Here is a 23428-nt window from a genome sequence, read left to right as displayed (position 1 = left end):
GCCCTAGAGCCCCACAGATGCCAGGAGGTGTCCGACTTCCTGCCTGCCGAGGTTGCGGATGCTGCCCTGGCGCTGGTCGCCCAAACCAATGGGGCCGACCTTGACGCGGACAAGACGCTCCACAGGGAACCCGACGGCGTCAAACATACGGCGCACAATGCGGTTCTTACCTGAGTGGAGCACAACCTCGATGAGGACGTGCCCCGGGGTGGAGTCCACCAACCGAAACGAATCCACTGCGGCAACACCGTCTTCGAGCTCGACGCCGTTCTTCAGCTTCGCGCCCACGCCCTGTGGGAACGGACCACGCACCTGGACGAGGTACGTCTTGGGTACCTCATAGGAAGGGTGCGTCAAGCGGTTGGCGAGTTCGCCGTCGTTCGTCAGCAGCAGCAGCCCCTCAGTGGCAACGTCGAGACGGCCAACGTGGAACAGGCGTTCGCCCTTGTTCTTGTTGTTCTTGAGGAAGTCGCTGATGCAGGGACGGCCTTCGGGGTCCTCCATGGTGGAGACGACGCCCTTGGGTTTGTTGAAGACCATGTAGACGAGGGTTTCGTCGAGCTGGATCCGGATGCCATCGACGTGGATCACGGCAGCCGTGGGGTCCACGCGCATGCCAAGCTCGGTGGTCACTACGCCATCAACCTCGACGCGTCCCTCGAGGATCATTTCCTCACAGACGCGGCGCGAAGCCACGCCGGCTTGGGCCATGACCTTCTGCAGGCGTACGCCGTCAACATCGTGAAGGTCCGACTGCGGGACTTCCTGGCGCGGACCGCGGTTGCGGCCCGGCTTGCGGATGGGTCCCAGGTTCTGGCCGAAACGTTCGCTGCCGAATGCCTTGGAACCGTACTGCCTGGCCGGCTTGGCCTTGGGCTTCAATGCGCCCGGCGTACCAGGTGCCTTGCCAAAGCCGGGCTTGTTGGAGCCGGGCTTACGGAAGGGCTTCGCGGGCCTGGCTGCCTGGCCGCGGTCGAAATCGCCCGCAGTTGTGGGGTTGTCAGAATCGAAAGGTGCCGCTTCGCGCGGCTTCGGAGCCTTGAAAGGGCGGCCCTCGCCCTGGGTGAAGTTGCGCTTTCCAGCGCCGGCGCTGCCGCCGCGGCCAGGGAAGCCGCCGGCGTTGGGGCGACCTGCGCCACCCTTGGCCTCATTGCGTCCAGAACTGTTGCGTCCCGAACTGTTACGTGGTGAACTCTGGCGTCCCGCCTGTGTCATGACCCGTCCTTGTGTAGTAATGGCCGGCTTCCGTGCTGCAATCAACACTAGCCAGCCGGGCAGACATCGTCTGCCCCTTGTCGCTGTGCACCCTGAAGGTGCCGTGAATCCATATGAAGTTCTCTTGCGGTGCCGGGCGCGGCCTGTGGCTACATCCGGCTGGCGTCGTAATACTCGTCAATCCCTTCCAGACCTGGAAGGTGCGGTGAAAGCTGTGGCAGTTCAGCCACTGAGCCGATGCCCATCCGTTCCAGGAAGTACGAGGTTGTCCTGTACAGGACAGCCCCGGATTCAGGATCGTTTCCGGAGTCCTCGATCAAACCCCGTTGAGTGAGGGTCCGGACCACAGAATCGACGTTGACGCCGCGAATGGCAGACACCCGGGCCCTGGAGACCGGTTGCCGGTAGGCAATGACCGCCAGAGTTTCAAGCGCTGCTTGAGTGAGCCTGGTGGTCTGCCCTTCGAGCACGAACCTGCCCACGATGTCGGCGAAATCCGACCGTGAATAGATGCGCCACCCTCCGGCGACATTCCGCAATTCAAAACCCCGGGGTGCAGTGCTGGCATCGGCAAAGCCGACAGCATCCACGTCCGGGGCTTTAACAGTATAGCCGCTATACTCCCGCTGCAGGTCATGCAGCAAATCCTCGACGACGGATACCGTCACGTTGAGTCCGGCGGCCAACTCTTCCGAGGTAGCGGGCTCGTCAATGACCATGAGCACTGCCTCCAAGGCTGCCCGCGCGCCGCCGGGCATCGCTGCCAGCTCAGCCAAGCCATCCTGTGCCGTTTCCTGCTCATTCACTGCTGTTCTCCCTGCCGTCCGGCACCACACCGGTCTCATACTCTTCGCTCAGGCTGGAACTGTCCCACCCGTCGTCGTCGCCCGTCCAGCGGACGGTCAACTCCGCCAAGGGTTCGGGCTGCTCAAAAGCCACCACACGGTCCCGGAACATTTCCAACAACGCAAGGAAGCGTGCCACTACCACCAGCGTGGTTTCGGCGTCGGCTATCAGCGTCTGGAAGGACAAAGGTGCGCCCAGCTTCAAGCGGTAGCCCATGATCTCGGCCTGCTCCTTGACGCTTACGGGCGGAGCGTGCAGGTGGTCCAAGCCCACCTCGGCAGGAGCGGAGTCCTTGGGTTTCAGCGCTTTGGCGGCAAGTTCCGCGAACTGTTCCGGTGTATGGCGCCATACGAGTTCGGGCAGCAGCGCGGCGAAGTGGCCTTCCAATGCAACCTGGCGCGGGTAACGACGCGCCTCCTGTTCCAGCGTTTCGCCGAGGATTCCGGCGATTTGCTTGAAGGCCTTGTATTGCAGGAGGCGGGCGAACAGCAGATCCCTGGCCTCAAGGAGCGCGATGTCCTCAGCGTCCTCGACTTCGCCTGAGGGCAGAAGGCGCGCAGCCTTGAGATCCAGCAGCGTAGCGGCGATGACCAGGAACTCACTGGCTTCGTCCAGCGCCCAGTCCTCCCCCAACTCCTGGAGCCGGCGGATGTACTTGATGAATTCATCGGTGACTGTGGCCAAAGCCACTTCAGTGATGTCCATCTTGTGCTTGGAAATGAGGCCAAGCAAAAGATCGAACGGGCCGGTGAAGTTGGCCAGCCGTACCTCAAAGCCGGGTTTGCGGGCTTCGGTGGTAACGGCGTCGGGCGCTTCCGCAATAGCGGCAGTGCCCGCTTCCGCAGCCGGAGCGAGAGACGGTCCCACGGTCGGTTAGGGCGCGCCGCCGCGCGAGATCAGTTCCTTGGCGAGCCGGCGGTAGGCGTCGGCGCCAATGTGGTTGCCCGCATAACTGGTGATGGGCTCGGCGGCCACGGTTGCATCCGCGAACTTGATCGAGCGCTTGATAACGGTCTCGAAGACTTTGTCGCCGAAGGCTTCCACGAGGCGTGAAATGACTTCGCGGCTGTGCAGCGTGCGGGCGTCGTACATGGTGGCCAGGACGCCGTCCACCTGCAGCCGCGGGTTGAGTCGGTCCTGGACCTTTTCGATGGTTTCCACCAGAAGGGCCACCGCCCGCAAGGCGAAGAACTCACAGATCAGCGGAATAATGACGCCGTGCGCGGCAGTCAGTGCGTTGACGGTCAGCAGCCCCAGGGACGGCTGGCAGTCGATCAGGACGACGTCGTAATCGTCCTCGACGCTCTTGAGCGCGCGGTCCAGTACCTGCTCGCGTGCCACCTCGTTGACGAGTTGGACTTCCGCGGCGGAGAGGTCGATGTTGGCGGGAAGAAGGTCAACTCCCTCGACGCCGGTTTGCTGGATGGCGTCGCGGATACTCACCTTGCGGTCCATCAGGACGTTGTACACGGTGAGGTCGAGCTCGTGCGGATTGGCGCCGAGACCTGCGGAGAGGGCGCCCTGGGGATCAAAGTCCACCAGAAGGACACGCCGGCCATATTCGGCGAGCGCAGCAGCGAGATTGATGGTGGAGGTGGTTTTACCCACGCCACCCTTCTGGTTGACCATGGCGATGACTCTTGCCGGGCCATGGGAAGCAAGTGGAGCTGGTTCCGGAAATTCGCGGTAAGGGCGGCCTGTTGGCCCCATGATGGCGTCTTCCAGATCGAGCTCGGTGCCTCCCAGCGTAGCTGTTCCCCGTTCGATGCTCACGTATCTAACCACTCTTTCGACGACGATCTTCCCTGCCGCTGGCCCCCAGCTACAGCGCTACTACCCACCTAGGCTACAGCGCCCGACACGGTTATTTGGGGAACTTGACTTTGTCCGGTTCGTGAGCCTTTACCCTCTAGCTGAGGTAGAAGGTTGCCCCGTAGCCGCTGAGTGGCGGCCACATGCCGAAGGCCGGCACCTGGAGAGGTGCCGGCCTTCGGCTGCGATGCGATGCGTTGATCCCTGCTTGGGTCAGACGGTTGCCTTTTCGCGGGTTTCAGCCTCGGGAGCGGCCTCTTCTTCGCCGCCATGGGCGATCATGGTCTGCTCATCGAAGGGCTCGCTGCCGGAGAGGACGCGCTCTACCTGGCCGTTGTCGATTTCCTTCACCCAGGTACCGATCAGGACGGTCGCCACTGCGTTGCCAGTGAAGTTGGTCAGGGCCCGGGCCTCCGACATGAAGCGGTCGATGCCCACGATCATGCCGACTCCACCAAGGAGCTCCGGCTTGTGTGCCTGAAGACCGGCGGCAAGTGTTGCAAGACCGGCACCCGTGACACCGGCGGCACCCTTTGAAGCGATGATCATGAAGACCAACAAGGAGACCTGGGCGCCGAGATCCAGCGGGGTGCCCATGGCGTTGGCGACGAAGAGCGAAGCCATGGTCAAGTAGATCGCCGTGCCGTCAAGGTTGAAGGAGTAGCCCGTGGGAACGGTGACGCCAACCACTGGCTTGGACACACCCAGGTGCTCCATCTTGGCGATCAGGCGGGGCAGTGCAGCTTCGGAGGAGGAAGTGGAGAAGATCAGGAGGTACTCGCGGGCCAGGTACTTCATGAGCCTGAAGATATTGACGCCGGCCACTGCGCGGAGCAGCGTACCGAGGATGACCACGATGAACAGTGCGCAGGTGATGTAGAAGGCAAGCATCAGGGTGAACATGCTGAGGATCGCCTGGGCACCGGTGGCGCCGACGACGGCGGCGATGGCACCGAACGCACCAACGGGAGCCAGCCACATGATCATGATGAGGATGCGGAAGACGAGGCGCTGGCCGTGTCCGATCGCGTTAAGGATGGGAGCACCCTGCTTGCCCATCTTCTGCAAGGCGAACCCGACCAGGATCGCAGCAAGCAGCGTAGGCAGGACCGGGATGTCACCGGGGATGATGCCAAGAAGGAAGTCAACGGTGCTGTTGGTGTCCGCTTTCTTGGTGGGATCGTACGGGGTCAGCTTGAGGCCTTCACCCGGGTGGATCAGGTTGCCCACGACGAGGCCGATGCCCAGGGCGAAGGTTGACATGGCTACGAAATAGCCGAGGGCGAGGCCGCCCACCTTGCCAACCGTGGCAGCCTTGGCGATGGAGCCGATGCCCAGGACAATGGTGCAGAAAATGACCGGGGCGATCATCATCTTGATGAGCTTGATAAAGCCATCGCCGAGTGGCTTGAGTGACTTACCAACTTCGGGGAACACCAGGCCGATCACGGCGCCGAGTACGACGGCCAGAATGACCGCGATGTACAAGTAATGCGACTTGTCGAGCCCCTTGCGTCCAGCTTTGGCAGCTACTGCCGACTCTCCTCGTTGAGAGGTCATGGGATTCTCCTTTGGATACTGTGTAAGGCGCTGCGGTCCTGCACTGATGTCCATTCCGCTGCCCTTGTGTGATATCCATCATTGAGCCGTTGGTGACACACATCACCGTTGCGGTCATATTGGTCATGGAGGTCCACGTGTTTCACAGCTGGAGCATCGCCCGCCGATTGTTTGTGGCAAACCTGCTGTTTGTCCTGGTCCTGACGGCGGTATTTGGAGCCTTTTCCGTGGTGGAGGCCCGGGACAGGGCCTATGACAACGCCGGGGGTCGAATGCTGGCCGTGGCAACATCCATTGCCGACAATCCGTTGGTACTGGAAGCGGCATCCGCTGCGGAGCCCACAGCAGCATTGCAGCCTTACGCGCTGGAGGTCATGGACGATGCTGACGCCGATTTCATCACCATCATGGCTCCCGACAGGACGCGCTGGACGCACCCAAGGGTTGAGGAGCTCGGCAAGCCCTACATCGGAACGATTGAGCCCGCGCTGCGGGGCGAGACGTTCACGGAGGTCACCGCGGGCACCTTGGGTCCGTCGGTCCGAACCATCGCACCGGTCATAGCTGCTGACGGGACCGTCAAAGCCCTCGTGGCAGCGGGGGTTACCGTCCGGACAGTAGACACGGATGTGGCCGAGCGCCTGGGCGTCATCGGCGGCATTGCCCTGGTGGTGTTGAGCTTTGGGTCCGTGGCCTCCTGGCTCCTTGGGCGGTATCTGAGATCGGTGACGCGAGGCTGGGGACCGGAACAGCTGGCTCAGCTTTTCGCCTACTACGAATCGGTGCTGCACTCGGTACGTGAGGGTGTCATCCTGATCGATACCCACGGCAAGGCGGTGATGTACAACGACCAAGCCGCCGAGTTGCTGGGCCTGCAGCCTTCCGACGCCGACCGCTCCCCTGACGATGCCCCGAAGCTCGCTGATCTTCCCTTCGACGGCAGCCTGCGGGCGCTGTTCGAATCGGGCAGACCCGCACACGACGAGATTCATCTGACCGGCTCCCGGATCCTGGTGGTGAATCAGGCCCCTGCAGTAGGGCCGGTCCCTGAGCGCAGCCGACAGAAACCCGCCGTCTACGGCACAGTGGCCACCATCCGCGACCGTACCGAGATCGAATCCCTGGGCACGGAACTCCAGACCATGAAAACCCTCTCGGATGCGCTGCGCGCGCAGACACATGAACACGCAAACCGGCTCCACATGATCGTCTCCCTGCTGGAACTGGGCCGCACACCCCAGGCCTTGGACTTTGCCACCAAGGATCTTGAACTCAGCCAGCAACTCACCGACGACATGGTGGCATCGGTGGACGAGCCGGTCATGAGTGCGTTGGTGATGGGCAAGGCGTCAGAAGCCCACGAACGCGGGGTGGAGTTGGAGGTCCGGACATCAGGGAGCTCCGGTGTGCGCGGCTTGGAGATCCAGGACCTGGTGACCATTCTCGGCAACCTGCTGGACAATGCGATTGATGCTGCGGCGGCCGGTGATTTCCCGCGGAAGGTGGAGCTGGACGTGGAAGCCGGACCTGCCGCCGTCGAGTTCACGGTCCGGGACTCCGGGAGCGGCATCAATCCTGAGTCCATTGATGACGTACTTCAGTACGGCTTCAGTACGAAGTCTCCGGACAAGAATCCGCGCGGTTCCCACGGGCGAGGCGTTGGCCTTGCCTTGGTGCGCCAGGCCGTGGACCGGCTCAACGGTACGATGACCATCAGCAATCCCGGCGGAGCACAATTCCACGTCGTGCTGCCCGCGCCGGTTCCCGAGGAAGAGAAGGCATGACAGACATCCGTGTCCTGGTAGTGGAGGACGAGCCCATAGCTTCGGACGCCCACTCCGTCTATGTCGGCCGTCTGGCCGGGTTTTCACTGGTGGGCACGGCCCCGGACGGCCAGTCGGCGCTGCGCATCCTCGGGGAGTTCGCTGCGTCGGGCTCCCCCGTGGACCTGGTCCTCCTGGACATGAACCTCCCTGACCTTCACGGCCTCGATGTGGCCCGCCGCATGAGGTCTGCAGGAGTTTTTGCCGACATCATTGCCATCACGGCCGTCCGGGAACTGAACATCGTGCGCAGCGCCGTCTCCATCGGCGTCGTGCAGTACCTCATCAAGCCGTTCACGTATGCAACGTTCGCGGACAAGCTCAGCAGCTACCGGGCATTCCGTGAACAGCTGGCCGGTTCAATGTCAGGAATCTCCAAGGCAGGAGCCTCCCAAAGCGACGTGGACCAGGCCTTTGCCAGCCTTCGCGCGCCGACGGAACTGCCGCTGCCGAAAGGCCTTTCGGGGTCCACCCTGGAAGCGGTGAAGGACCTGATGCGGGCGCGGCATGAAGCAGTCTCCGCCAGCGAAGTCATGGACGCCTTGGGCATGTCCCGGGTCACCGCCCGCCGGTATCTGGAATACCTTGCCGACGCCGGAACGGTCACCAGGGCGCCCCGGTACGGTACCCCGGGCCGGCCGGAAAACGAGTATGGATGGAACCGCGCTTAGGCAGTAGTTGCGCCCTGGGATCCCGTCCTGGCGTACAACGTCGCAGAGACTTAATGTATACAAAAGATGAATATTTGTTCCTTTAAGTGCCGCTAAGCCCGTCCTGTGTATACACTGAGGATATGCGCGCCAGTGATCGGGCCTACAACGCCCTCCGTGAAGACATCATTGAATGGCGTCTTCGGCCGGGAACCGTCCTTGCGGAAGTGGAGCAGTCCGAACGGCTCGGTGTGTCCCGAACACCGGTCCGGGAGGCCCTAAGCCGGCTCACTGCGGAAGGATTGACGACGGCGGCAGGCGGCCGCGGCGTCGTCGTCACCGATATCTCGCTGGACAGCATCGACGAACTGTTCGAGCTTCGCGAAACTTTGGAGGTCAGGGCCGCCGCCCTCGCTGCCGAACGAGGCGAGCCGGGGGTGTTCGCCGCGCTTCACACTCAATTGCTGCGGGCCCCTGATTTGCTCAGCAGCGAGGATCCCGCACGGCACGAGTACTACGCCTTGGTGAGCCGCCTGGACGATGCCATTGACGCCGCGATCTCCAACTCTTACCTGGCCAATGCCATGCGCGGCCTGCGCGTCCATCTGGTCAGAGTCCGCCGCCTCGCAGCCGACGACACCGCCCGGCTTCATGCCGCGGCCGCCGAGCATGCCGCCATTGCCGAGGCCATCGCCGCAGGCAACCCCCGGCTGGCAGAAGCCGCCACCACAGTCCACCTGCACCGCAGCCTCACCCACGTCAAGGCCACCCACACCCCTCACTAGAAGGAGCACCATGGTTAAGAACCACCACGTCCACGTCTACAAGAGCGAAGAGAACCTCCCGCGCACGGAGCAGTTGGCGCACAAGATCGCCGTGGTCGCCGCCGACCCCGTCGACGTCACCCCCGAGGTCACTGACATGGTGATCAACCGGATCATCGACAACGCCTCGGTGGCCATCGCCTCGTTGAACCGCGCTCCGATCGTCGCGGCCCGCGCGCAGGCACTGACCCACTCCCCGAGTGCCAACGGCAAGGGCGCCCACGTGTTCGGCATTACCGATCAGGTCTCCCCCGAGTGGGCCGCCTGGGCCAACGGAGTGGCCGTCCGTGAACTTGATTACCACGACACGTTCCTGGCCGCGGACTACTCCCACCCGGGAGATAACATCCCGCCGATCCTCGCCGTCGCCCAGCACGTCGGCTCCAGCGGCGCCGACCTGGTCCGTGCCATCGCCACCGGCTACGAGATCCAGGTGAACCTGGTCAAGGCCATTTGCCTGCACAAGCACAAGATCGACCACGTGGCCCACCTCGGACCCTCCGCCGCCGCGGGCATCGGCACCCTTCTTGGCCTGGATGTGGAGACGATCTTCCAGTCCGTGGGCCAGGCCCTGCACACCACCACCGCCACCCGGCAGTCCCGCAAGGGCGAAATCTCCACTTGGAAGGCCCACGCCCCGGCCTTCGCAGGCAAGATGGCCGTCGAAGCCGTGGACCGCTCCATGCGCGGCCAGACCTCACCCGTGCCGATCTACGAAGGCGAAGACGGCGTGATCGCCTGGATGCTGGACGGCCCGGACGCCTCCTACGAGGTTCCGCTGCCCCTGCCCGGTGAAGCCAAGCGCGCCATCCTGGACACCTATACCAAGGAACACTCCGCCGAGTACCAGGCCCAGGCGTGGATCGACCTCGCCCGCAAGCTCAACAAAGAGCACCCGGAAACCACGGACCCGGCCAACGTGAAGTCCGTGCTGATCAAGACCAGCCACCACACCCACTACGTGATCGGTTCCGGCGCGAACGATCCCCAGAAGTACTCCCCCACGGCGTCCCGCGAAACACTGGACCACTCCATCCCGTACATCTTCACCGTCGCCCTGCAGGACGGCGCCTGGCACCACGTGGACTCCTACGCCCCCGAACGCGCTGCCCGCCCGGACACCGTGGAACTCTGGCACAAGGTCACCACCGTCGAAGACCCTGAATGGACCCGCCGGTACCACTCCCTGGACATCGCTGAGAAAGCCTTCGGCGGCACTGTTGAAATCACCCTCAACGACGGCACAGTCATCACCGACGACATCGCGGTGGCCGACGCCCACCCGCTCGGAGCCCGGCCGTTCGCCCGCGAGCAATACATCAACAAGTTCCGCACCCTCGCTGCCGGACTGGTGGAGGAAGCCGAAATCGAAAGGTTCCTCGCCGCCGTCGAACGCGTCACCGAACTCGGTGACGGCGAACTGGACCAGCTGAACATCACCGCAGCACCCGGCGTGATCGACCTCAGCAACGCACCCAAGGGACTGTTCTAAATGCTGTACTCAAAAGTCACGCCGGAACAGAAACGGCTGAAGCTGCGGGAATTGCTGGCCTCCGGGACTGTGCAGCAGTTCCCGGGAGCGTTCAACCCGCTCTCGGCACGACTAATCGAGGAAAAAGGCTTCGCCGGGGTCTACATCTCCGGCGCCGTCCTGGCCAACGACCTCGGCCTCCCGGACATCGGCTTGACCACCCTGACGGAGGTGGCCACCCGGGCCGGACAGATCGCCCGCATGACGGACCTGCCCTCCCTGGTGGACGCGGACACCGGCTTCGGCGAGCCCATGAACGTGGCCCGCACCATCCAGGAACTCGAGAACGCGGGCCTGGCCGGCTGCCACATCGAGGACCAATTCAACCCCAAACGATGCGGCCACCTGGACGGCAAGAACGTCGTGGACATCGACACCGCCACCAAACGCATCCGTGCTGCGGCAGACGCCCGCCGCGACCCGAACTTCCTCATCATGGCCCGCACCGACATCCGCGCCGTCGAAGGAATCCAGGCCGCACAAGACCGTGCCAAAGCACTGGTGGACGCCGGCGCCGACGCGATCTTCCCCGAAGCCATGCGTGATTTGAGCGAGTTCCAAGCCATCCGCGACGCAGTGGACGTGCCCATCCTGGCCAACATGACCGAGTTCGGCAAAAGCGAGCTCTTCACCGTGGACCAACTCCAAGGAGTCGGCGTGAACATGGTCATCTACCCCGTCACCCTCCTCCGCATTGCCATGGGCGCTGCAGAGCGTACTCTGGAATCGATCAGGGCTGCGGGGACCCAAGAGGCGGAAGTGGAAAACATGCTCACGCGTGCACGCCTCTACGAACTCGTCGACTACGAGGCCTATAACCAATTCGATACCGGCGTTTTTAACTTCCAGGTTCCTGGCGTCCGCTAGGCACCGGATTAATCAAGGGGAAAGCAGGCAGTCCGGAACACCGGAGCGCCTGCATTATGAACGAAGGAGAGCAGCATGGCAGCTGTTGACATCAAAAAAGGCCTTGCCGGAGTCGTGGTGGACTACACCGCAGTCTCGAAGGTCAACCCGGACACCAACTCGCTGCTCTACCGCGGGTATCCGGTCCAGGAACTGGCCGCCAAATGCAGCTTCGAGGAAGTCGCTTACCTGCTGTGGAACGGCGAACTGCCCAACGAAACAGAGCTTGCTGAATTCACCGCCCGGGAACGCGCTGGCCGTGCGCTGGACCCCGTGGTCAAGTCAGTGGTGGATACCTTGCCCACCACCGCGCATCCTATGGACGTGTGCCGCACGGCAGCATCCGTGCTCGGTGCCCGGCATGAACTGGCTGAAGATTCATCACCCGAAGCAAACATGAAGAAGGCAATCGACCTCTGGGCTGCCATGCCATCCGTGGTTGCCTATGACCAACGCCGCCGCCGCGGCCAGGAACCCGTGGAACCGCGCGAGGACCTGGACTACTCGGCAAACTTCCTCTGGATGACGTTCGGCGAAGAGCAGGTGCCCGAGGTGGTGGAGGCGTTCAACGTCTCGATGATCCTGTACGCGGAGCACTCTTTCAACGCCTCGACGTTCACCGCCCGCGTCGTCACCTCCACGCTCGCTGACCTGCACTCTGCGGTGACCGCCGCGATCGGCGCCCTCAAGGGCCCGCTGCACGGCGGCGCGAACGAGGCAGTGATGCACACCTTCGATGAGATCGGCATCCGCAGCGAAGAGACCCTGGAGGAAGCCGCCACCCGGGCCCGGGCGTGGATGGAAGACGCCCTGGCCCAGAAGAAGAAGGTCATGGGGTTTGGGCACCGCGTCTACAAGCACGGCGACTCCCGCGTGCCCACCATGAAAGCCGCTCTGGACAAGATGATCGCGCACTACGGCCGGCCGGAACTCCTGGGCCTGTACAACGGCTTGGAGCAGGCCATGGACGAGGCAAAGGCCATCAAGCCCAACCTCGACTACCCCGCCGGCCCCACATACCACCTGATGGGCTTCGACACCCAGACGTTCACCCCGCTGTTCGTCGCCAGCCGCATCACCGGCTGGACCGCCCACATCATGGAACAGGTAGCCTCCAACTCCCTCATCCGTCCCCTGAGCGAATACAACGGGCCGGAAGAACGGCACGTTCCCTAACGTTTCCCGTTAGTCCACGAGACGTACGACGCCGGGCCGGTCACCGAAAGGCGACCGGCCCGGCGTCGTTTTTTCCACGTTTCCTGCTACGGCTGGTCCACCCAATCGATGGTGTGGACGTCAGCCACATTTTCGTTATCTGCTGCCAAATCCACCCGCACCGCAATACGCTGGCCGGCAATCATGGCCGGCAGCCAGTGTTCAGCGTCGGCCCACATCCGGTCCACGGGAAGGTGCATCACCGGGAACCAGTCGGGGGCGATCTCGTCGCTTTCCGAAGGTTCCCCCTCCCACGTACGGGTCAGGAACACAGTGGTGGCCATGTTCCACTCCGGCCTTGCCGGAAACACAAAGTCAACAGTGCCTGCCGGAATCAGGTCCTTTGCGGCAACCACCACATTGATTTCCTCCATGACCTCCCGGCATGCGGCCTCAGAGGCGGTCTCCCCCGGCTCCACGTGCCCGCCGACCCCCACCACCTTGCCCCTGCCGAAGCCGGTCTTCTTGGTTCCGAGGAGGACATCCTCGCCGTCCACGCCGTCACGGAGGAGGAAGCACAAAGTCACATGGGCTGCAGTCATGCTGCCAACCTTAACCTGATCTCCCCTGCCACTGCCGCCATTGCTACAGTGAGCCCATGACTGAAGGTGGGGGTAACCGGCCAGCCAATGTGGCCGCCGTCGATGACGCTGCAGCTCCTCCGTCCGCCGGCGGAAGCACGGCTGCCGAAACAGCCACAAAAGCGACGCCCGGACGCGACCCATGGCTACCCCGTTGGCTGGTGGCACACCCCCTCTACGCAGGGTGGGCCTGGACCGTGGTGTGGGCCGGGCTGATCGTTTTGGACGAAGTGGTGGACCTGGCCGGATGGACCTGGTACCTGCTGGTCCTCGTGGCAGCACTGCCCACGTTGATTTCCACGCTGGCGGTGCTGCACGCCACGCCCCGCAGCCATCTCAGGGCAGTGGACGCAACAGTACTGGGTCACTTCTTTGTACGGTTCCTGGCGCTCGTGGCGGCGTTCATGGTGTGGGCCGCCTCAGTGGTGATGAGCGCCTCAATCTCCACCACCGTCCAAACCCTGATCGGCGATTCCGAAAAGGAAGTCACGGCGTTGGGCTTCAACCTCATGCTGGCTGCCGTTCCACTGGTGCTCTCCATCCTCTGGATGGCCTTCATTGTGCGTTGTGCATGGTTCCTGCGGCGCTTGCGCGGCTGGCGGCAGGTGCCGGTGAAGACCAGGGTTCCCAAGAAGTTCCTCAAAGGACGGCCCCGGCTCAAGCGCGTTGTGGTGGGCCTGGCACATCCGGGGCTCCTGCTGGTGGCCGGCCTGGGGACGTCGCTGTTGGCGCTGTTCGTGGACGCCGTGGAGTTGACGCTGGACGTGCTCGGGTAGTTCGCGGAACACGCTTGGGTCAGCGCCCTCTTAGCCCAATGCCCTCTTAGCCCAGCGCCCTCGGGTGTGCCGCTGCATAGACCTCGCGCAGGGTGTCTGCGGTGACCAACGTGTAAACCTGAGTGGTTGTCACGGAGGCATGCCCCAGCAGTTCCTGCACTACCCTGACGTCAGCTCCGCCTTCCAGCAGATGAGTGGCGAAGGAGTGGCGGAGCGTGTGCGGCGAGACGTCCTTGGTGATGTTGGCTTTCTCAGCCGCCGCTTTGAGGATGGTCCAGGCGCTCTGCCTGCTGATCCGACCGCCGCGGGCGTTGAGGAACAGCGCCGGTGTTCCCTTGCCTTTGGATGCCAGCAGCGGCCTGCCTCGGACAACATAGGCTCCGACGGCGCGGGCTCCGTATGAGCCGAGGGGCACCAAGCGCTCTTTGGAGCCCTTGCCGAACAACCTGACGATCGCGGGATCCCCATCTGTGTCTTCGAGGGAAATGTCATCGACGTCCAACCCCACGGCTTCGCTGATGCGGGCACCTGTGGAGTAGAGGAATTCCAGGAGAGCACGGTCCCTGAGCCCTGTGGGCGAGTCGGCTCCGGCAGCTTCCAGGATCCGCGTGACCTCGTCGACGCTGATGGCCTTGGGAAGCCGTTTGCCCGGCATGGGCGGGTGGACATCGCTGGCGGGGTCCGCCGTCGTGGTTCCTTCAAGTGCCCAGAACTTGTGAAGTCCGCGGACCGCCACCACCGTACGTGCAGCGGAGCGGACACCCAGCACAGCGGCGCCATCGCTTCCATCCGACAACGCCTGGGCGAAGGCGGTCACATGATGCCGGGTGATGTCGCCGGGCCGTTCCACGCCCTGGTCCTGGAGGAAGTTGGAGTACCGCGACAAATCCCGGCGGTACGCCGCAAGGGTGTTCGCTGCCAGGCCGCGCTCCACACCCACATGCTGCAGGTAGTCGGTTACTGCGCGGTCAATGCCAGTGGGAGTTCTGGTGGCAGCCTCGGCCATGCTCAGCGCTGGCTCGGGTGAGCCGGCCACGGCGCATTGGCGGGACGAAGCCCAGTGAACCCATCGGCTTTCGCAGCTGCGGCCGCCAGGATGCCCAGCACCGCCGACGGATTGTGCAGGCGGCCTTCCAACACTGCCTTCACGGCGTCATCAAGCGGCACCCAGTGGAGTTCAATTTCGGCCTCTTCATCGGTGCGGACGTGGCGGTCCGCCACGGGAACGTCACTGATGCCACGCGCCAAATAGATCCGGACTGCTTCGCTGGACGAACCGGGCGAGTTGAAGAAGTCCACCAGGACGTTCCACGTAGCCGCGACCAAGTCAGCTTCCTCCGCCAACTCCCGGGCCGCCCCCACCACGAAGTCTTCTCCTTCGACGTCCAAAAGGCCGGCTGGGATTTCCCACAGATCCATGCCGACCGGATGCCGGTATTGCTTCAGCAGCAGGATCTCACCGTCCACGTTCATGGGGAGCACCGCTACTGCGCCTGGGTGGTCAATGTAGTCACGAACAAGGGTGTCCGTGCCATCGCTGAGTTGGAACGAGTCGCTGACAACATCCCAGATACGGCCTTCGTAGACCTTGCTGGTAGACAAAAGACGGCGCGGGCTCGGCATGTCCGAAACCTGCCTTGATGTGCGGGGGGTTTCAGAAATACCGGGCATCGCGCCGTCCTTCGTTAGTACTTGCGTCTACTTGGCAGCTACCGTGCGGGCACCGGTCTTGGTGGCCACGGGGGCACCTTCGCGACGCTCCAAGGCAGCCTTGACCAAACCTGCGAACAGCGGGTGAGGGCGCGTGGGGCGCGAGCTGAGCTCCGGGTGCGCCTGCGTGGCCACGTAGTACGGGTGGACCTCGCGGGGAAGTTCCACATACTCCACCAGCTTGCCGTCAGGCGACGTACCGGAGAACACCAGGCCTTCTGCTGCGATCTGGTCGCGGTACTTGTTGTTGACCTCGTAGCGGTGACGGTGGCGTTCGCTGACCGTGGTGGTGCCGTACGTCTCGGCGATGACCGAGCCCTCGTCCAGCTTGGCTTCGTACAGGCCCAGGCGCATGGTGCCGCCGAGGTCTCCCTTGCCTTCCACGATGTCCAACTGCTCTTCCATGGTGGCGATGACCGGGTACTTGGAGTCGGGCTCGAACTCGCTGGAGGAGGCACCTTCGAGGCCAACCACGTTGCGGGCGTACTCGATCACCATGCACTGCAGGCCGAGGCACAAGCCAAGGACCGGGAGCTTGGATTCACGAGCGAACTTCAAGGCGCCGAGCTTGCCTTCGAGGCCGCGGATACCAAAGCCACCCGGCACGCAGATGGCGTCCACACCGGCCAAGGCCTTGGTAGCCCCGGCGTGGGTTTCGCACTCGTCGGAGGGGACCCAGCGGATCTTGACCTTGGCTTCGTTGGCAAAACCGCCGGCACGAAGGGCCTCGGTGACCGAGAGGTACGCGTCCGGGAGGTCGATGTACTTGCCCACCAGGGCAACCTCGACCTCGTGTTTGGGGTTGTGCACTGCTTCGAGCAGTTTGTCCCACTTGCTCCAGTCAACGTCCTTGAACGGCAGGTCCAGTGCGCGGACGATGTAGGAGTCCAGGCCCTGTGAGTGCAGGGTCTTGGGGATGTCGTAGATGCTGGGGGCGTCAGCTGCGTTGACTACGGCGTCGATGTCGACGTCGCACATACGGCCGATTTTCTCGCGCATGGCGTCGGGCACTTCGCGGTCGGAGCGGATCACGATCGCTTCAGGCTGGATGCCGATGGAGCGAAGGGCTGCCACGGAGTGCTGCGTCGGCTTGGTCTTCAGTTCCTGGGACGGTCCGATGTACGGAACCAGGGACACGTGCAGGAAGAAGACGTTGTTGCGGCCAACATCCTGACGGACCTGGCGGGCCGACTCAAGGAACGGCTGCGATTCGATGTCGCCCACGGTGCCACCGATTTCGGTGATGATGACGTCCGGAGCGTTCTTGCCCTCGGCAGGCAGGCGCATGCGGCGCTTGATTTCATCGGTGATGTGGGGAATGACCTGGACGGTGTCTCCGAGGTATTCGCCGCGGCGTTCCTTGGCGATGACGGTGGAGTAGATCTGGCCCGTTGTGACGTTGGCCGAACCTTCGAGGTTTTCATCGAGGAAGCGCTCGTAGTGTCCGATGTCGAGATCGGTTTCGGCGCCGTCGTCCGTGACGAATACTTCGCCGTGCTGGAAGGGGTTCATCGTGCCCGGATCCACATTCAAGTAGGGATCGAGCTTCTGCATAGTTACAGACAAACCGCGTGCCCGCAGCAGGTGACCGAGGCTGGAAGCCGTCAGACCCTTACCGAGCGAGGACGCCACACCACCGGTGACGAAGATGTGTTTGGTCGTCTTGGACGAGCCCGGGAACCGGGAATTTACACGGGAATTTGATCGCTGCACCACGGAATTCGAGCTTATCATCAATTACGCCTTCCACGCGTCTGTTCGGATTCCCCAAATGGTCAATAGTTGCTCACCACCGCATTCCAAGCAAGAGCCGGGCGGGATTAAGTGTGCCGATGTGATGGTGCTCGCATTCCGGCCAACAGCACTATGCGCGCTGCGGCAGGAGCTTCGCGTCGTCCAGCAACTCCTGGGCGTGGGCCTGCGCCGATTCGGAATCCTCTTGCCCTGCCAGCATGCGGGCCAACTCCTTGACGCGCTCGTCGTCGCTCAGTAACTGTACGTCGCTGGAGGTGAACCCGGTGGTTGTCTTACCGTCAGCACCGCGCACGGAAGTTTTTGTCACTCGGATGTGTTGATCGGCGAAGGCAGCAACCTGCGGCAAGTGAGTTACCACCAGCACCTGGACGTGCCGGGCAAGCATGGCCAGCCTCCGGCCGATTTCGACGGCGGCCCGGCCACCCACGCCCGCGTCCACCTCATCGAACACGAACGTCGGCACAGGATCCACCGCGGCGAGAACCACCTCGATGGCCAACATCACCCGGGACAGTTCACCGCCCGAGGCTCCCTTGCCCAGAGGCCGGGCCGGAGCCCCGGAGTGCGGCTGGAGAAGGAAAGCGATCTCGTCGGTGCCCCAAGGGCCCAACGATCCATTCCCATCGACCTCAATGACCAGCGTGGCGTCAGCCATGGCCAGCGCCTTGAGCTCAGCACTGACTCTGGCTGAGAGATCCTTGGCAGCTTTGAGGCGGGCCTTGGAGATAGCCGCGGCCTGCTTCCGAAGAGTCGCTTCCGTCGAAGCCACCTCAGCATCCAGGGATTCGATGCGGCTGGAATCATCCTGAAGCTCGTCCAGCCGGGTCCTTGCGGTCGCCGCCCACTCCAGCACTTCGTCAATGCTGGGGGCGTATTTGCGGATCAACTTGGCAAGGGCGGCCCGGCGCTCCTCGATTTCGGAGAGCCGCTCCGGACCTTCGGTATCCAGGGCGGCCTGATAGCTGGACAGCTCTGTTGCAATGTCGTTGAGGAGGAACCCGACCTCCGCGAGCCGGGCAGCGGCGGAACGCAGCTCTTCGTCGTGATCGGCAACGTGCTCCAGTGTCCTCTTGGCAGCATCCACCATGGTGGTTGCGTCGCCGGCGTCCCCGAATTCCTCGGCGATGAGGGACTCATGGGCTGCAGCTGCGGCCAATCGGAGTTCTTCGACGTTGGCGAGCTTCACCGCCTCGGCCTTGAGTGTTTCGTCCTCCCCCGGCTGGGGATCCACCTCGTCGATTTCCTTCAGGGCCGCATCCAGGGACTCAGCTTCCCGCAGCCGCTCCCGGGCTTCGCTGCGCAGCGTTTCAAGTTCGGACTGGATGTTCTTCCAGTGGTTGTACAGCTCCTGGTACTCCCCCAGCGTCTTGGCAAGGGGCGCACCGGCGAACCGATCCAGGGCATGCCGCTGCGCAGTGGCGCTCTTGAGCCGGATCTGGTCCGACTGCCCGTGGACCACCACCAGGCTCTCTCCCAACTCAGCCAGGACCCCCACAGGCGCGGCGCGCCCGCCAACGTAGGCACGACTGCGCCCATCGGCACCCACGGTACGGGCCAGCAGGAGCTCAGCAACGCCGTCGAACTCTTCAGCCTCACCGCCTGCCTCCTTGGCGCGCTCAACAGCGCTGTGCGCCGGATCGAGCTTCAAGACCGCTTCAGCGGACGCCGACTTGGCTCCACTACGGACGGCACCTGCATCTGATCGGGCACCAAGAAGGAGCCCGACGGCGGTCACCACCATGGTCTTGCCCGCACCGGTTTCGCCGGTGACAACGCTCAGGCCAGGGCCCAGCGGCAGGGCGGCATCGGTGATGACGCCAAGGTCACGGATTCGGAGTTCTTCAAGCATGGTTCACTTCGCATTCGTGGGGTCGGAAGGGTCACCGTCCCGGGGACCTTCTACATCCCGAGGACTGGGCAACGGAGCCGGTGACAGGGTCCGGATGACCGGAAGCGGGCCCGTGTGGACTTCCCCGCTCCGGGGAGCCGGTCCACGCCAACCGTGGATGGGGAGTTCAAACTTGCGGACGAGTCGCGCAGAAAAGGGTGTCTTGTGGGTGCGCGCCAACCGCACCGGCGTGGCTGAACGGGTCACTTCAACACGTGCCCCGGGCGGCAGGTCCACGGAACGCCGGCCATCGCACCAAAGGACACCTATGGCTTCGGTCCGGTTCATGATTTCGACGGCCAGCTTGGACCTCGGCGATACCACCAGCGGCTTGGCGAACAGGGCATGGGCACTGATCGGAACAATCACCAGCGCTTCCACCTCCGGCCACACCACAGGCCCTCCCGAGGAGAACGCGTATGCGGTGGAACCCGTGGGAGTTGCGAGGACCACGCCATCACAGCCGAAGGAGGTCAACGGACGCTCGTCCACCTCCGTGACCACTTCCAGCATGCGCTCACGGTTGGCCTTCTCAATGGCAGCCTCGTTCAACGCCCACGTGTGCCAAATCTTCTGTCCTTTGACCCACACCTGGACATCGATGGTCATGCGTTCTTCCACCGTGTACTGGCGACTCGCGATCCATTCCACTGTTTGTGCCAGGTCGGCACGCTCGCTTTCAGCCAGGAAGCCCACGTGCCCCAGGTTCACTCCCAACAACGGGACGTCCACCTCACGCACGAGTTCCGCGGCCCGCAGGATGGTTCCGTCCCCACCCAGGACCATCACCAACTCCACGTCCTCCAGGTTGACGTGGTCGTTGAGGATCTCGATGGGTGTATCCAACGCACCGAAGAACCGTTCAATATCGGCAAGTTCGGACTTCTGCAGCACAGGAACCAAGCCGGAGGAATGCAGTTGCGTACAGGCATCCCACGCTGCGCGGAGCGATTCTTCCCGCCCTGTGTGGGCAAGGACAAGTACACGCCTGCTCATCGGGTTCTGCTTTCTAGTGGTTTGGCCAGAATTTCTTGATCAATGCAGCAACGTCCCCGTCCCGCTCTTCGATCATAGGCAACACCGTGGACATCCCGCGCTTCATCCACAGGAAGTATTCAACATTTCCGTCCTGGCCCGGCAGCGGACTGGCCGCGAGGTCCATCAGGACGAGCCCTGCATCCACCGCCGCCCGGGCAACCTGGGCGACGGCCCGGCGTCGCTCATCGTCCGATGACACCACGCCGGTTCGGCTCAGCCGTTCCTTGCCCACCTCGAATTGCGGCTTGACCATCAGGACCATGTCCCCGCCGGGTTCAGTGCAGTAAGCCAGCGGCGCCACCACAAGGGTCAACGATATGAAGGACAGGTCCGCAACCGTCAGGTTTGCGAGCCCACCGATCTGCTCCGGGGCCATGTATCTGACGTTCATACCCTCATGGACGTCCACGCGCGGGTCATCCCGCAGGTGTGGCACCAACTGGCCGTGTCCTACGTCCACCGCCACCACACTTGCCGCCCCCTGCCGCAGCAGGACATCGGTAAAGCCACCTGTGGAGGCGCCGGCGTCGAGACACCGCTTTCCGGCGACCACGACGGCGGGAAACGCCTCCAGCGCGCCTGCCAGCTTATGCCCGGCGCGGCTGACGTAGATGTCCTCAAGATGGGCCTCTACGTCCAAGTCCGTAGCCGAGTCCACCTGGAGTGCGGCTTTGGCGAGGACAGTCCCCGCGGAGCTGACTTTGCCATCGCTGATGAGCTTTGCTGCATGGGTGCGTGACCTCGCCAACCCACGGGTGACGAGTTCCTGGTCGAGTCGTGCCATACGCTAGCTGTCGCCTTCCGGGCGGGGAGTACTTTGTGGCGCGGCAGGGAGACCGGGTTCAGCGTCCAGGGCCTCCAGCAAGGAGTCATGGATGGCTGCGTACAGGTCTCCGTGTTCTGCCACGGAGGTCGCAGGCACGTTGTCCAGGACGTCGAGGGCCTTGTCGACCAGCGGGTCCCCCGTGGAGCTGGCTGCATCGGGCCACTGGACCTCCGGACGCGCTTGCCCCATATTTTCCGGCACGAGGCCGTCTTGGCCCGCGAGGCTCTCCGGGGCTTCTGGCGCCTCCGGGGCTTCTGGCGCGGATGCCGGTAGATTAATGGGCTCGGTCATCGCACCAGTCTAGTGAGTTCGCCATTCCACCTGCGGCGCCTGGGCAACGGCGATGTCGGGGTGCCTGGCCCACCATGCCGCACAAGCCGCCCGCCAAGCGTCAAGGTCGCCCTCATCACCGGTGACCGTGACGGTCCCATCCCCGGCGACTGCCGATGCTGCACCGCAACGGAAAGTGCCGTCGTCGCTGGTGACCTCAGGATAGGGCGCGTAAAGGCCCTCCAAGTCGGCCAAAAGATACGTGGGGCGCTCGTCGGTCCGCGCCGCAAGGATGGTGTAGGTGGTGTCCACACCGGTGAGGACGGCCGCCGTCGCAAATCCCGCGCGATTCCCGCCCAGGATGTCCGTGTCCAGACGGTCGCCCACAACCAGCGGACGATCGGCGTTCAACCGTTTTGCTGCGGCGTGGAAAAGCGGCGCTTCAGGTTTACCCGCCACCAAAGGAGTCTTTCCCGTGGCAGCCGCCACGGCCGCAACCAGCGTTCCATTCCCAGGTGCCATGCCGCGGGCCTGCGGGATGGACATGTCCGTGTTGGTGGCAAACCACATGGCTCCACCGGCCACTACATAGGACGCCTCAGCGAGATCCTTCCAACCGATCTCAGGGTTGAATCCCTGGACGACCGCAACCGGCGATTCAGCTGCACTGTGTACCGGCTTAAGTCCCACCAATTCGATTTCATGGGCCAGGGCCGCACTGCCGGTGATGAGCACATGCGCCCCCGCAGGCAGCATGGAAGCCAGAAGCTCCCCTGCTGCCTGGGAGGAACTGACCACTTGATGGTCCTCTGCCGGCGCACCGAGCTCACGCAGGTGCGCAGCGACCTGGGCCGGGGTGCGTGAGGCGTTATTGGTGACGTAACCAAGCCCCACGCCGACGGTTTCGAGACGCTGCAACGACTCCACAGCCCCCGGGATGGCGTGAGGTCCTGCGTAGACCACACCATCCAGATCGGAGAGGACGGCATCAAAGAAGGAGATGAGTGAATCAGCCATGCTGGGAGTCGGTGCCTTGGTTTGCGGCGTCTTCTTCCTTGGCTTCTGCTTCTTCTTCCTCAGCGTCGTCTTCTGCGGAGTCGATGTCCGACTCCGCGTCGTTCGACTCGAAGTAGTCAGATTCGGCGTCATCAAGTTCAACGTCATCGTGATCAACGTCAGCCGCTGCGGCTTCCGCAATAACCGATTCGGTCTCAGGCTTCACGACGTCGGATTCCGGAGCCGACTTGACAAAGCGCGGCTTGCTCGCGGCTGCTTCTTCCTGCTCATCCCACCCGAGGTCAAGGATCTCCGGCTCAGCGAAGTCGCCGACGCCCAAAGCATTCTCAGCCACCAAAGCCTGGCGGGCCCACTTGTCCGCTTCCTCCGTGCGACCCACAGCGCTGAGTGCTTCAGCGTAGGCACGGAACAGCCGCGGGCTGTAAGAGAAGGCCCTGTTGATGTCCAACTGGGGGATCTCCAGCTCAGTGACAGCAGCATCAAACTGCTTGAGATCCGCACGGGCACCGGCAGCCACCATCGCGAGCTCCACCTTGCCCGGAGCATCCAGGTCCTGGGCTTCTGGAGAGCGAACCATATCCAGCGCACGGTCCGGACGTCCGAGGCCTCGCTCGCAGTCAGCCATCACAGGCAGGTGCACGTTGGATCCACTGATGCGGCGGTACGTACGGAATTCACGCAACGCCTCCCCGTAGTGGCCCGCGGCATAAGCGGTCAGGCCCACGGCTTCACGAACAACAGAAAGGCGTCCGCCACGACGGCTTGCAGCCAACGCGTGTTGGAAAGCCAACTCGGGCTCAATGTCGATCAGGCGGCCAGCCATGACCAAGTGCTTGGCGACCCAGCCCGCGCTCTGCTCCTCGAGCGTCTTGATCTGGTGACCCGTGGCGCGGTCGAGCTCCTTGCCGGTGACATCCTCATCGATCTCGGGAGACCGCTCACGGTCAGGACGGTTTGAGCTGCGGATGTCCTTGGCGTTGGGTACCCTGGCCGGGCGCTCTTCCCAGGAGTTACCGCGGTCATTGCGGTCGCCGAAGGGCTTACGGTCACCACGGTCGTTGTTGAACGGACGGCGCTCACCATCACGGGCCGGACGGTCACTGCGATCACCGAAGGGCTTACGGTCACCACGGTCGTTGTTGAACGGACGGCGCTCACCATCACGGGCCGGACGGTCACTGCGAT

General features: G+C 63.4%; 21 protein-coding genes and 1 pseudogene. 7 read left to right on the top strand and 15 right to left on the bottom strand.

From position 1 onward, the window contains the following. Nucleotides 1-3 precede the first annotated feature (3 nt). The 5 genes from RQH14_RS17340 to RQH14_RS17320 all read right to left on the bottom strand — a co-directional run bounded on the left by RQH14_RS17340 (nt 4) and on the right by RQH14_RS17320 (nt 5433). Nucleotides 4-1215, bottom strand: coding sequence for a pseudouridine synthase (locus RQH14_RS17340; RefSeq protein WP_311214386.1), 1212 nt, complete (start codon nt 1213-1215; stop codon nt 4-6). 149 nt (nt 1216-1364) lie between these two features. Then, complete coding sequence (locus tag RQH14_RS17335) at nt 1365-1973, bottom strand: SMC-Scp complex subunit ScpB (RefSeq protein WP_311214446.1); 609 nt, start codon at nt 1971-1973, stop codon at nt 1365-1367. A 40-nt stretch (nt 1974-2013) separates the two neighbouring features. Then, a complete protein-coding gene (locus RQH14_RS17330; protein WP_311214385.1) occupies nt 2014-2928 on the bottom strand; it encodes a ScpA family protein in 915 nt (304 codons plus the stop codon). Between the two features lie 6 nt (nt 2929-2934). Further along, complete coding sequence (locus RQH14_RS17325; protein ID WP_089594468.1) at nt 2935-3834, bottom strand: ParA family protein; 900 nt, start codon at nt 3832-3834, stop codon at nt 2935-2937. A 252-nt stretch (nt 3835-4086) separates the two neighbouring features. Next, on the bottom strand, nt 4087-5433 hold the full coding sequence (locus RQH14_RS17320; protein ID WP_311214384.1) for a cation:dicarboxylate symporter family transporter: 1347 nt from the start codon (nt 5431-5433) through the stop codon (nt 4087-4089). A 137-nt stretch (nt 5434-5570) separates the two neighbouring features. Here RQH14_RS17320 and RQH14_RS17315 point away from each other — a divergent pair, with 137 nt between their 5' ends. The 6 genes from RQH14_RS17315 to RQH14_RS17290 all read left to right on the top strand — a co-directional run bounded on the left by RQH14_RS17315 (nt 5571) and on the right by RQH14_RS17290 (nt 12343). Continuing rightward, complete coding sequence (locus RQH14_RS17315; protein WP_311214445.1) at nt 5571-7217, top strand: sensor histidine kinase; 1647 nt, start codon at nt 5571-5573, stop codon at nt 7215-7217. Further along, entirely contained in the window at nt 7214-7927 is a 714-nt protein-coding gene (locus RQH14_RS17310; protein ID WP_311214383.1) for a response regulator, read from the top strand. The genes RQH14_RS17315 and RQH14_RS17310 overlap by 4 nt, the downstream gene beginning before the upstream one ends. A 122-nt stretch (nt 7928-8049) precedes the next feature. Then, nucleotides 8050-8691: a GntR family transcriptional regulator gene (locus RQH14_RS17305; protein ID WP_311214382.1), complete on the top strand. Its 642-nt coding sequence runs from the start codon at nt 8050-8052 to the stop codon at nt 8689-8691. Between the two features lie 10 nt (nt 8692-8701). Then, the gene (locus tag RQH14_RS17300) at nt 8702-10222 is read left to right on the top strand and encodes an MmgE/PrpD family protein (RefSeq protein ID WP_311214381.1); all 1521 of its coding nucleotides are present in this window, start codon (nt 8702-8704) and stop codon (nt 10220-10222) included. Continuing rightward, nucleotides 10223-11128, top strand: a complete 906-nt coding sequence (gene prpB / locus RQH14_RS17295; RefSeq protein WP_311214380.1) for a methylisocitrate lyase — start codon at nt 10223-10225, stop codon at nt 11126-11128. Nucleotides 11129-11203: 75 nt separating this feature from the next. Beyond that, entirely contained in the window at nt 11204-12343 is a 1140-nt protein-coding gene (locus tag RQH14_RS17290) for a bifunctional 2-methylcitrate synthase/citrate synthase (RefSeq protein WP_311214379.1), read from the top strand. Nucleotides 12344-12429: 86 nt separating this feature from the next. Here RQH14_RS17290 and RQH14_RS17285 read toward each other — a convergent pair whose 3' ends face one another. After that, complete coding sequence (locus RQH14_RS17285) at nt 12430-12924, bottom strand: NUDIX domain-containing protein (protein ID WP_311214378.1); 495 nt, start codon at nt 12922-12924, stop codon at nt 12430-12432. A gap of 56 nt (nt 12925-12980) precedes the next feature. On the opposite strand from RQH14_RS17285, the gene RQH14_RS17280 reads away from it, so the two are divergent. Continuing rightward, complete coding sequence (locus RQH14_RS17280; protein WP_311214377.1) at nt 12981-13739, top strand: hypothetical protein; 759 nt, start codon at nt 12981-12983, stop codon at nt 13737-13739. 46 nt (nt 13740-13785) lie between these two features. Here RQH14_RS17280 and xerD read toward each other — a convergent pair whose 3' ends face one another. The 9 genes and pseudogenes from xerD to RQH14_RS17235 form a co-directional block, all read right to left on the bottom strand. Beyond that, entirely contained in the window at nt 13786-14745 is a 960-nt protein-coding gene (gene xerD, locus RQH14_RS17275) for a site-specific tyrosine recombinase XerD (protein WP_311214444.1), read from the bottom strand. Nucleotides 14746-14747: 2 nt separating this feature from the next. After that, the gene (locus tag RQH14_RS17270) at nt 14748-15410 is read right to left on the bottom strand and encodes an NUDIX hydrolase (protein ID WP_207597080.1); all 663 of its coding nucleotides are present in this window, start codon (nt 15408-15410) and stop codon (nt 14748-14750) included. A 27-nt stretch (nt 15411-15437) separates the two neighbouring features. Beyond that, nucleotides 15438-17183: a CTP synthase gene (locus RQH14_RS17265; protein ID WP_207597079.1), complete on the bottom strand. Its 1746-nt coding sequence runs from the start codon at nt 17181-17183 to the stop codon at nt 15438-15440. A 130-nt stretch (nt 17184-17313) separates the two neighbouring features. Then, nucleotides 17314-19053, bottom strand: a complete 1740-nt coding sequence (gene recN, locus RQH14_RS17260) for a DNA repair protein RecN (protein WP_311214376.1) — start codon at nt 19051-19053, stop codon at nt 17314-17316. A 3-nt stretch (nt 19054-19056) separates the two neighbouring features. Beyond that, a complete protein-coding gene (locus tag RQH14_RS17255) occupies nt 19057-20088 on the bottom strand; it encodes an NAD kinase (RefSeq protein WP_311214375.1) in 1032 nt (343 codons plus the stop codon). Nucleotides 20089-20101: 13 nt separating this feature from the next. Beyond that, entirely contained in the window at nt 20102-20914 is an 813-nt protein-coding gene (locus RQH14_RS17250) for a TlyA family RNA methyltransferase (RefSeq protein ID WP_311214374.1), read from the bottom strand. A gap of 3 nt (nt 20915-20917) precedes the next feature. Beyond that, entirely contained in the window at nt 20918-21247 is a 330-nt protein-coding gene (locus RQH14_RS17245; protein ID WP_311214373.1) for a hypothetical protein, read from the bottom strand. 9 nt (nt 21248-21256) lie between these two features. Continuing rightward, nucleotides 21257-22243, bottom strand: a complete 987-nt coding sequence (locus RQH14_RS17240; protein ID WP_311214372.1) for an HAD-IIA family hydrolase — start codon at nt 22241-22243, stop codon at nt 21257-21259. Continuing rightward, nucleotides 22236-23428 (bottom strand): annotated as a pseudogene (locus RQH14_RS17235) (hypothetical protein); the annotation flags it as partial. The gene RQH14_RS17240 and the pseudogene RQH14_RS17235, both read right to left, overlap by 8 nt.

The sequence above is a fragment of the Arthrobacter sp. WCS2018Hpa-7 genome (assembly GCF_031843805.1).
In the GTDB taxonomy this organism is placed as follows: domain Bacteria; phylum Actinomycetota; class Actinomycetes; order Actinomycetales; family Micrococcaceae; genus Arthrobacter.
This window is presented reverse-complemented; position numbering and strand designations above follow the sequence as displayed.

Excerpts from the sequence above, each read along its gene's own strand:
- RQH14_RS17340 (WP_311214386.1), bottom strand. The coding sequence starts at position 1,215 with ATGACACAGGCGGGACGCCAGAGTTCACCACGTAACAGTTCGGGACGC.
- RQH14_RS17335 (WP_311214446.1), bottom strand. The coding sequence starts at position 1,973 with ATGCCCGGCGGCGCGCGGGCAGCCTTGGAGGCAGTGCTCATGGTCATT.
- RQH14_RS17320 (WP_311214384.1), bottom strand. The coding sequence starts at position 5,433 with ATGACCTCTCAACGAGGAGAGTCGGCAGTAGCTGCCAAAGCTGGACGC.
- RQH14_RS17310 (WP_311214383.1), top strand. The coding sequence starts at position 7,214 with ATGACAGACATCCGTGTCCTGGTAGTGGAGGACGAGCCCATAGCTTCG.
- RQH14_RS17305 (WP_311214382.1), top strand. The coding sequence starts at position 8,050 with ATGCGCGCCAGTGATCGGGCCTACAACGCCCTCCGTGAAGACATCATT.
- RQH14_RS17300 (WP_311214381.1), top strand. The coding sequence starts at position 8,702 with ATGGTTAAGAACCACCACGTCCACGTCTACAAGAGCGAAGAGAACCTC.
- prpB (WP_311214380.1), top strand. The coding sequence starts at position 10,223 with ATGCTGTACTCAAAAGTCACGCCGGAACAGAAACGGCTGAAGCTGCGG.
- RQH14_RS17290 (WP_311214379.1), top strand. The coding sequence starts at position 11,204 with ATGGCAGCTGTTGACATCAAAAAAGGCCTTGCCGGAGTCGTGGTGGAC.
- RQH14_RS17285 (WP_311214378.1), bottom strand. The coding sequence starts at position 12,924 with ATGACTGCAGCCCATGTGACTTTGTGCTTCCTCCTCCGTGACGGCGTG.
- RQH14_RS17280 (WP_311214377.1), top strand. The coding sequence starts at position 12,981 with ATGACTGAAGGTGGGGGTAACCGGCCAGCCAATGTGGCCGCCGTCGAT.
- xerD (WP_311214444.1), bottom strand. The coding sequence starts at position 14,745 with ATGGCCGAGGCTGCCACCAGAACTCCCACTGGCATTGACCGCGCAGTA.
- RQH14_RS17270 (WP_207597080.1), bottom strand. The coding sequence starts at position 15,410 with ATGCCCGGTATTTCTGAAACCCCCCGCACATCAAGGCAGGTTTCGGAC.
- RQH14_RS17265 (WP_207597079.1), bottom strand. The coding sequence starts at position 17,183 with ATGATAAGCTCGAATTCCGTGGTGCAGCGATCAAATTCCCGTGTAAAT.
- recN (WP_311214376.1), bottom strand. The coding sequence starts at position 19,053 with ATGCTTGAAGAACTCCGAATCCGTGACCTTGGCGTCATCACCGATGCC.
- RQH14_RS17255 (WP_311214375.1), bottom strand. The coding sequence starts at position 20,088 with ATGAGCAGGCGTGTACTTGTCCTTGCCCACACAGGGCGGGAAGAATCG.
- RQH14_RS17250 (WP_311214374.1), bottom strand. The coding sequence starts at position 20,914 with ATGGCACGACTCGACCAGGAACTCGTCACCCGTGGGTTGGCGAGGTCA.
- RQH14_RS17245 (WP_311214373.1), bottom strand. The coding sequence starts at position 21,247 with ATGACCGAGCCCATTAATCTACCGGCATCCGCGCCAGAAGCCCCGGAG.
- RQH14_RS17240 (WP_311214372.1), bottom strand. The coding sequence starts at position 22,243 with ATGGCTGATTCACTCATCTCCTTCTTTGATGCCGTCCTCTCCGATCTG.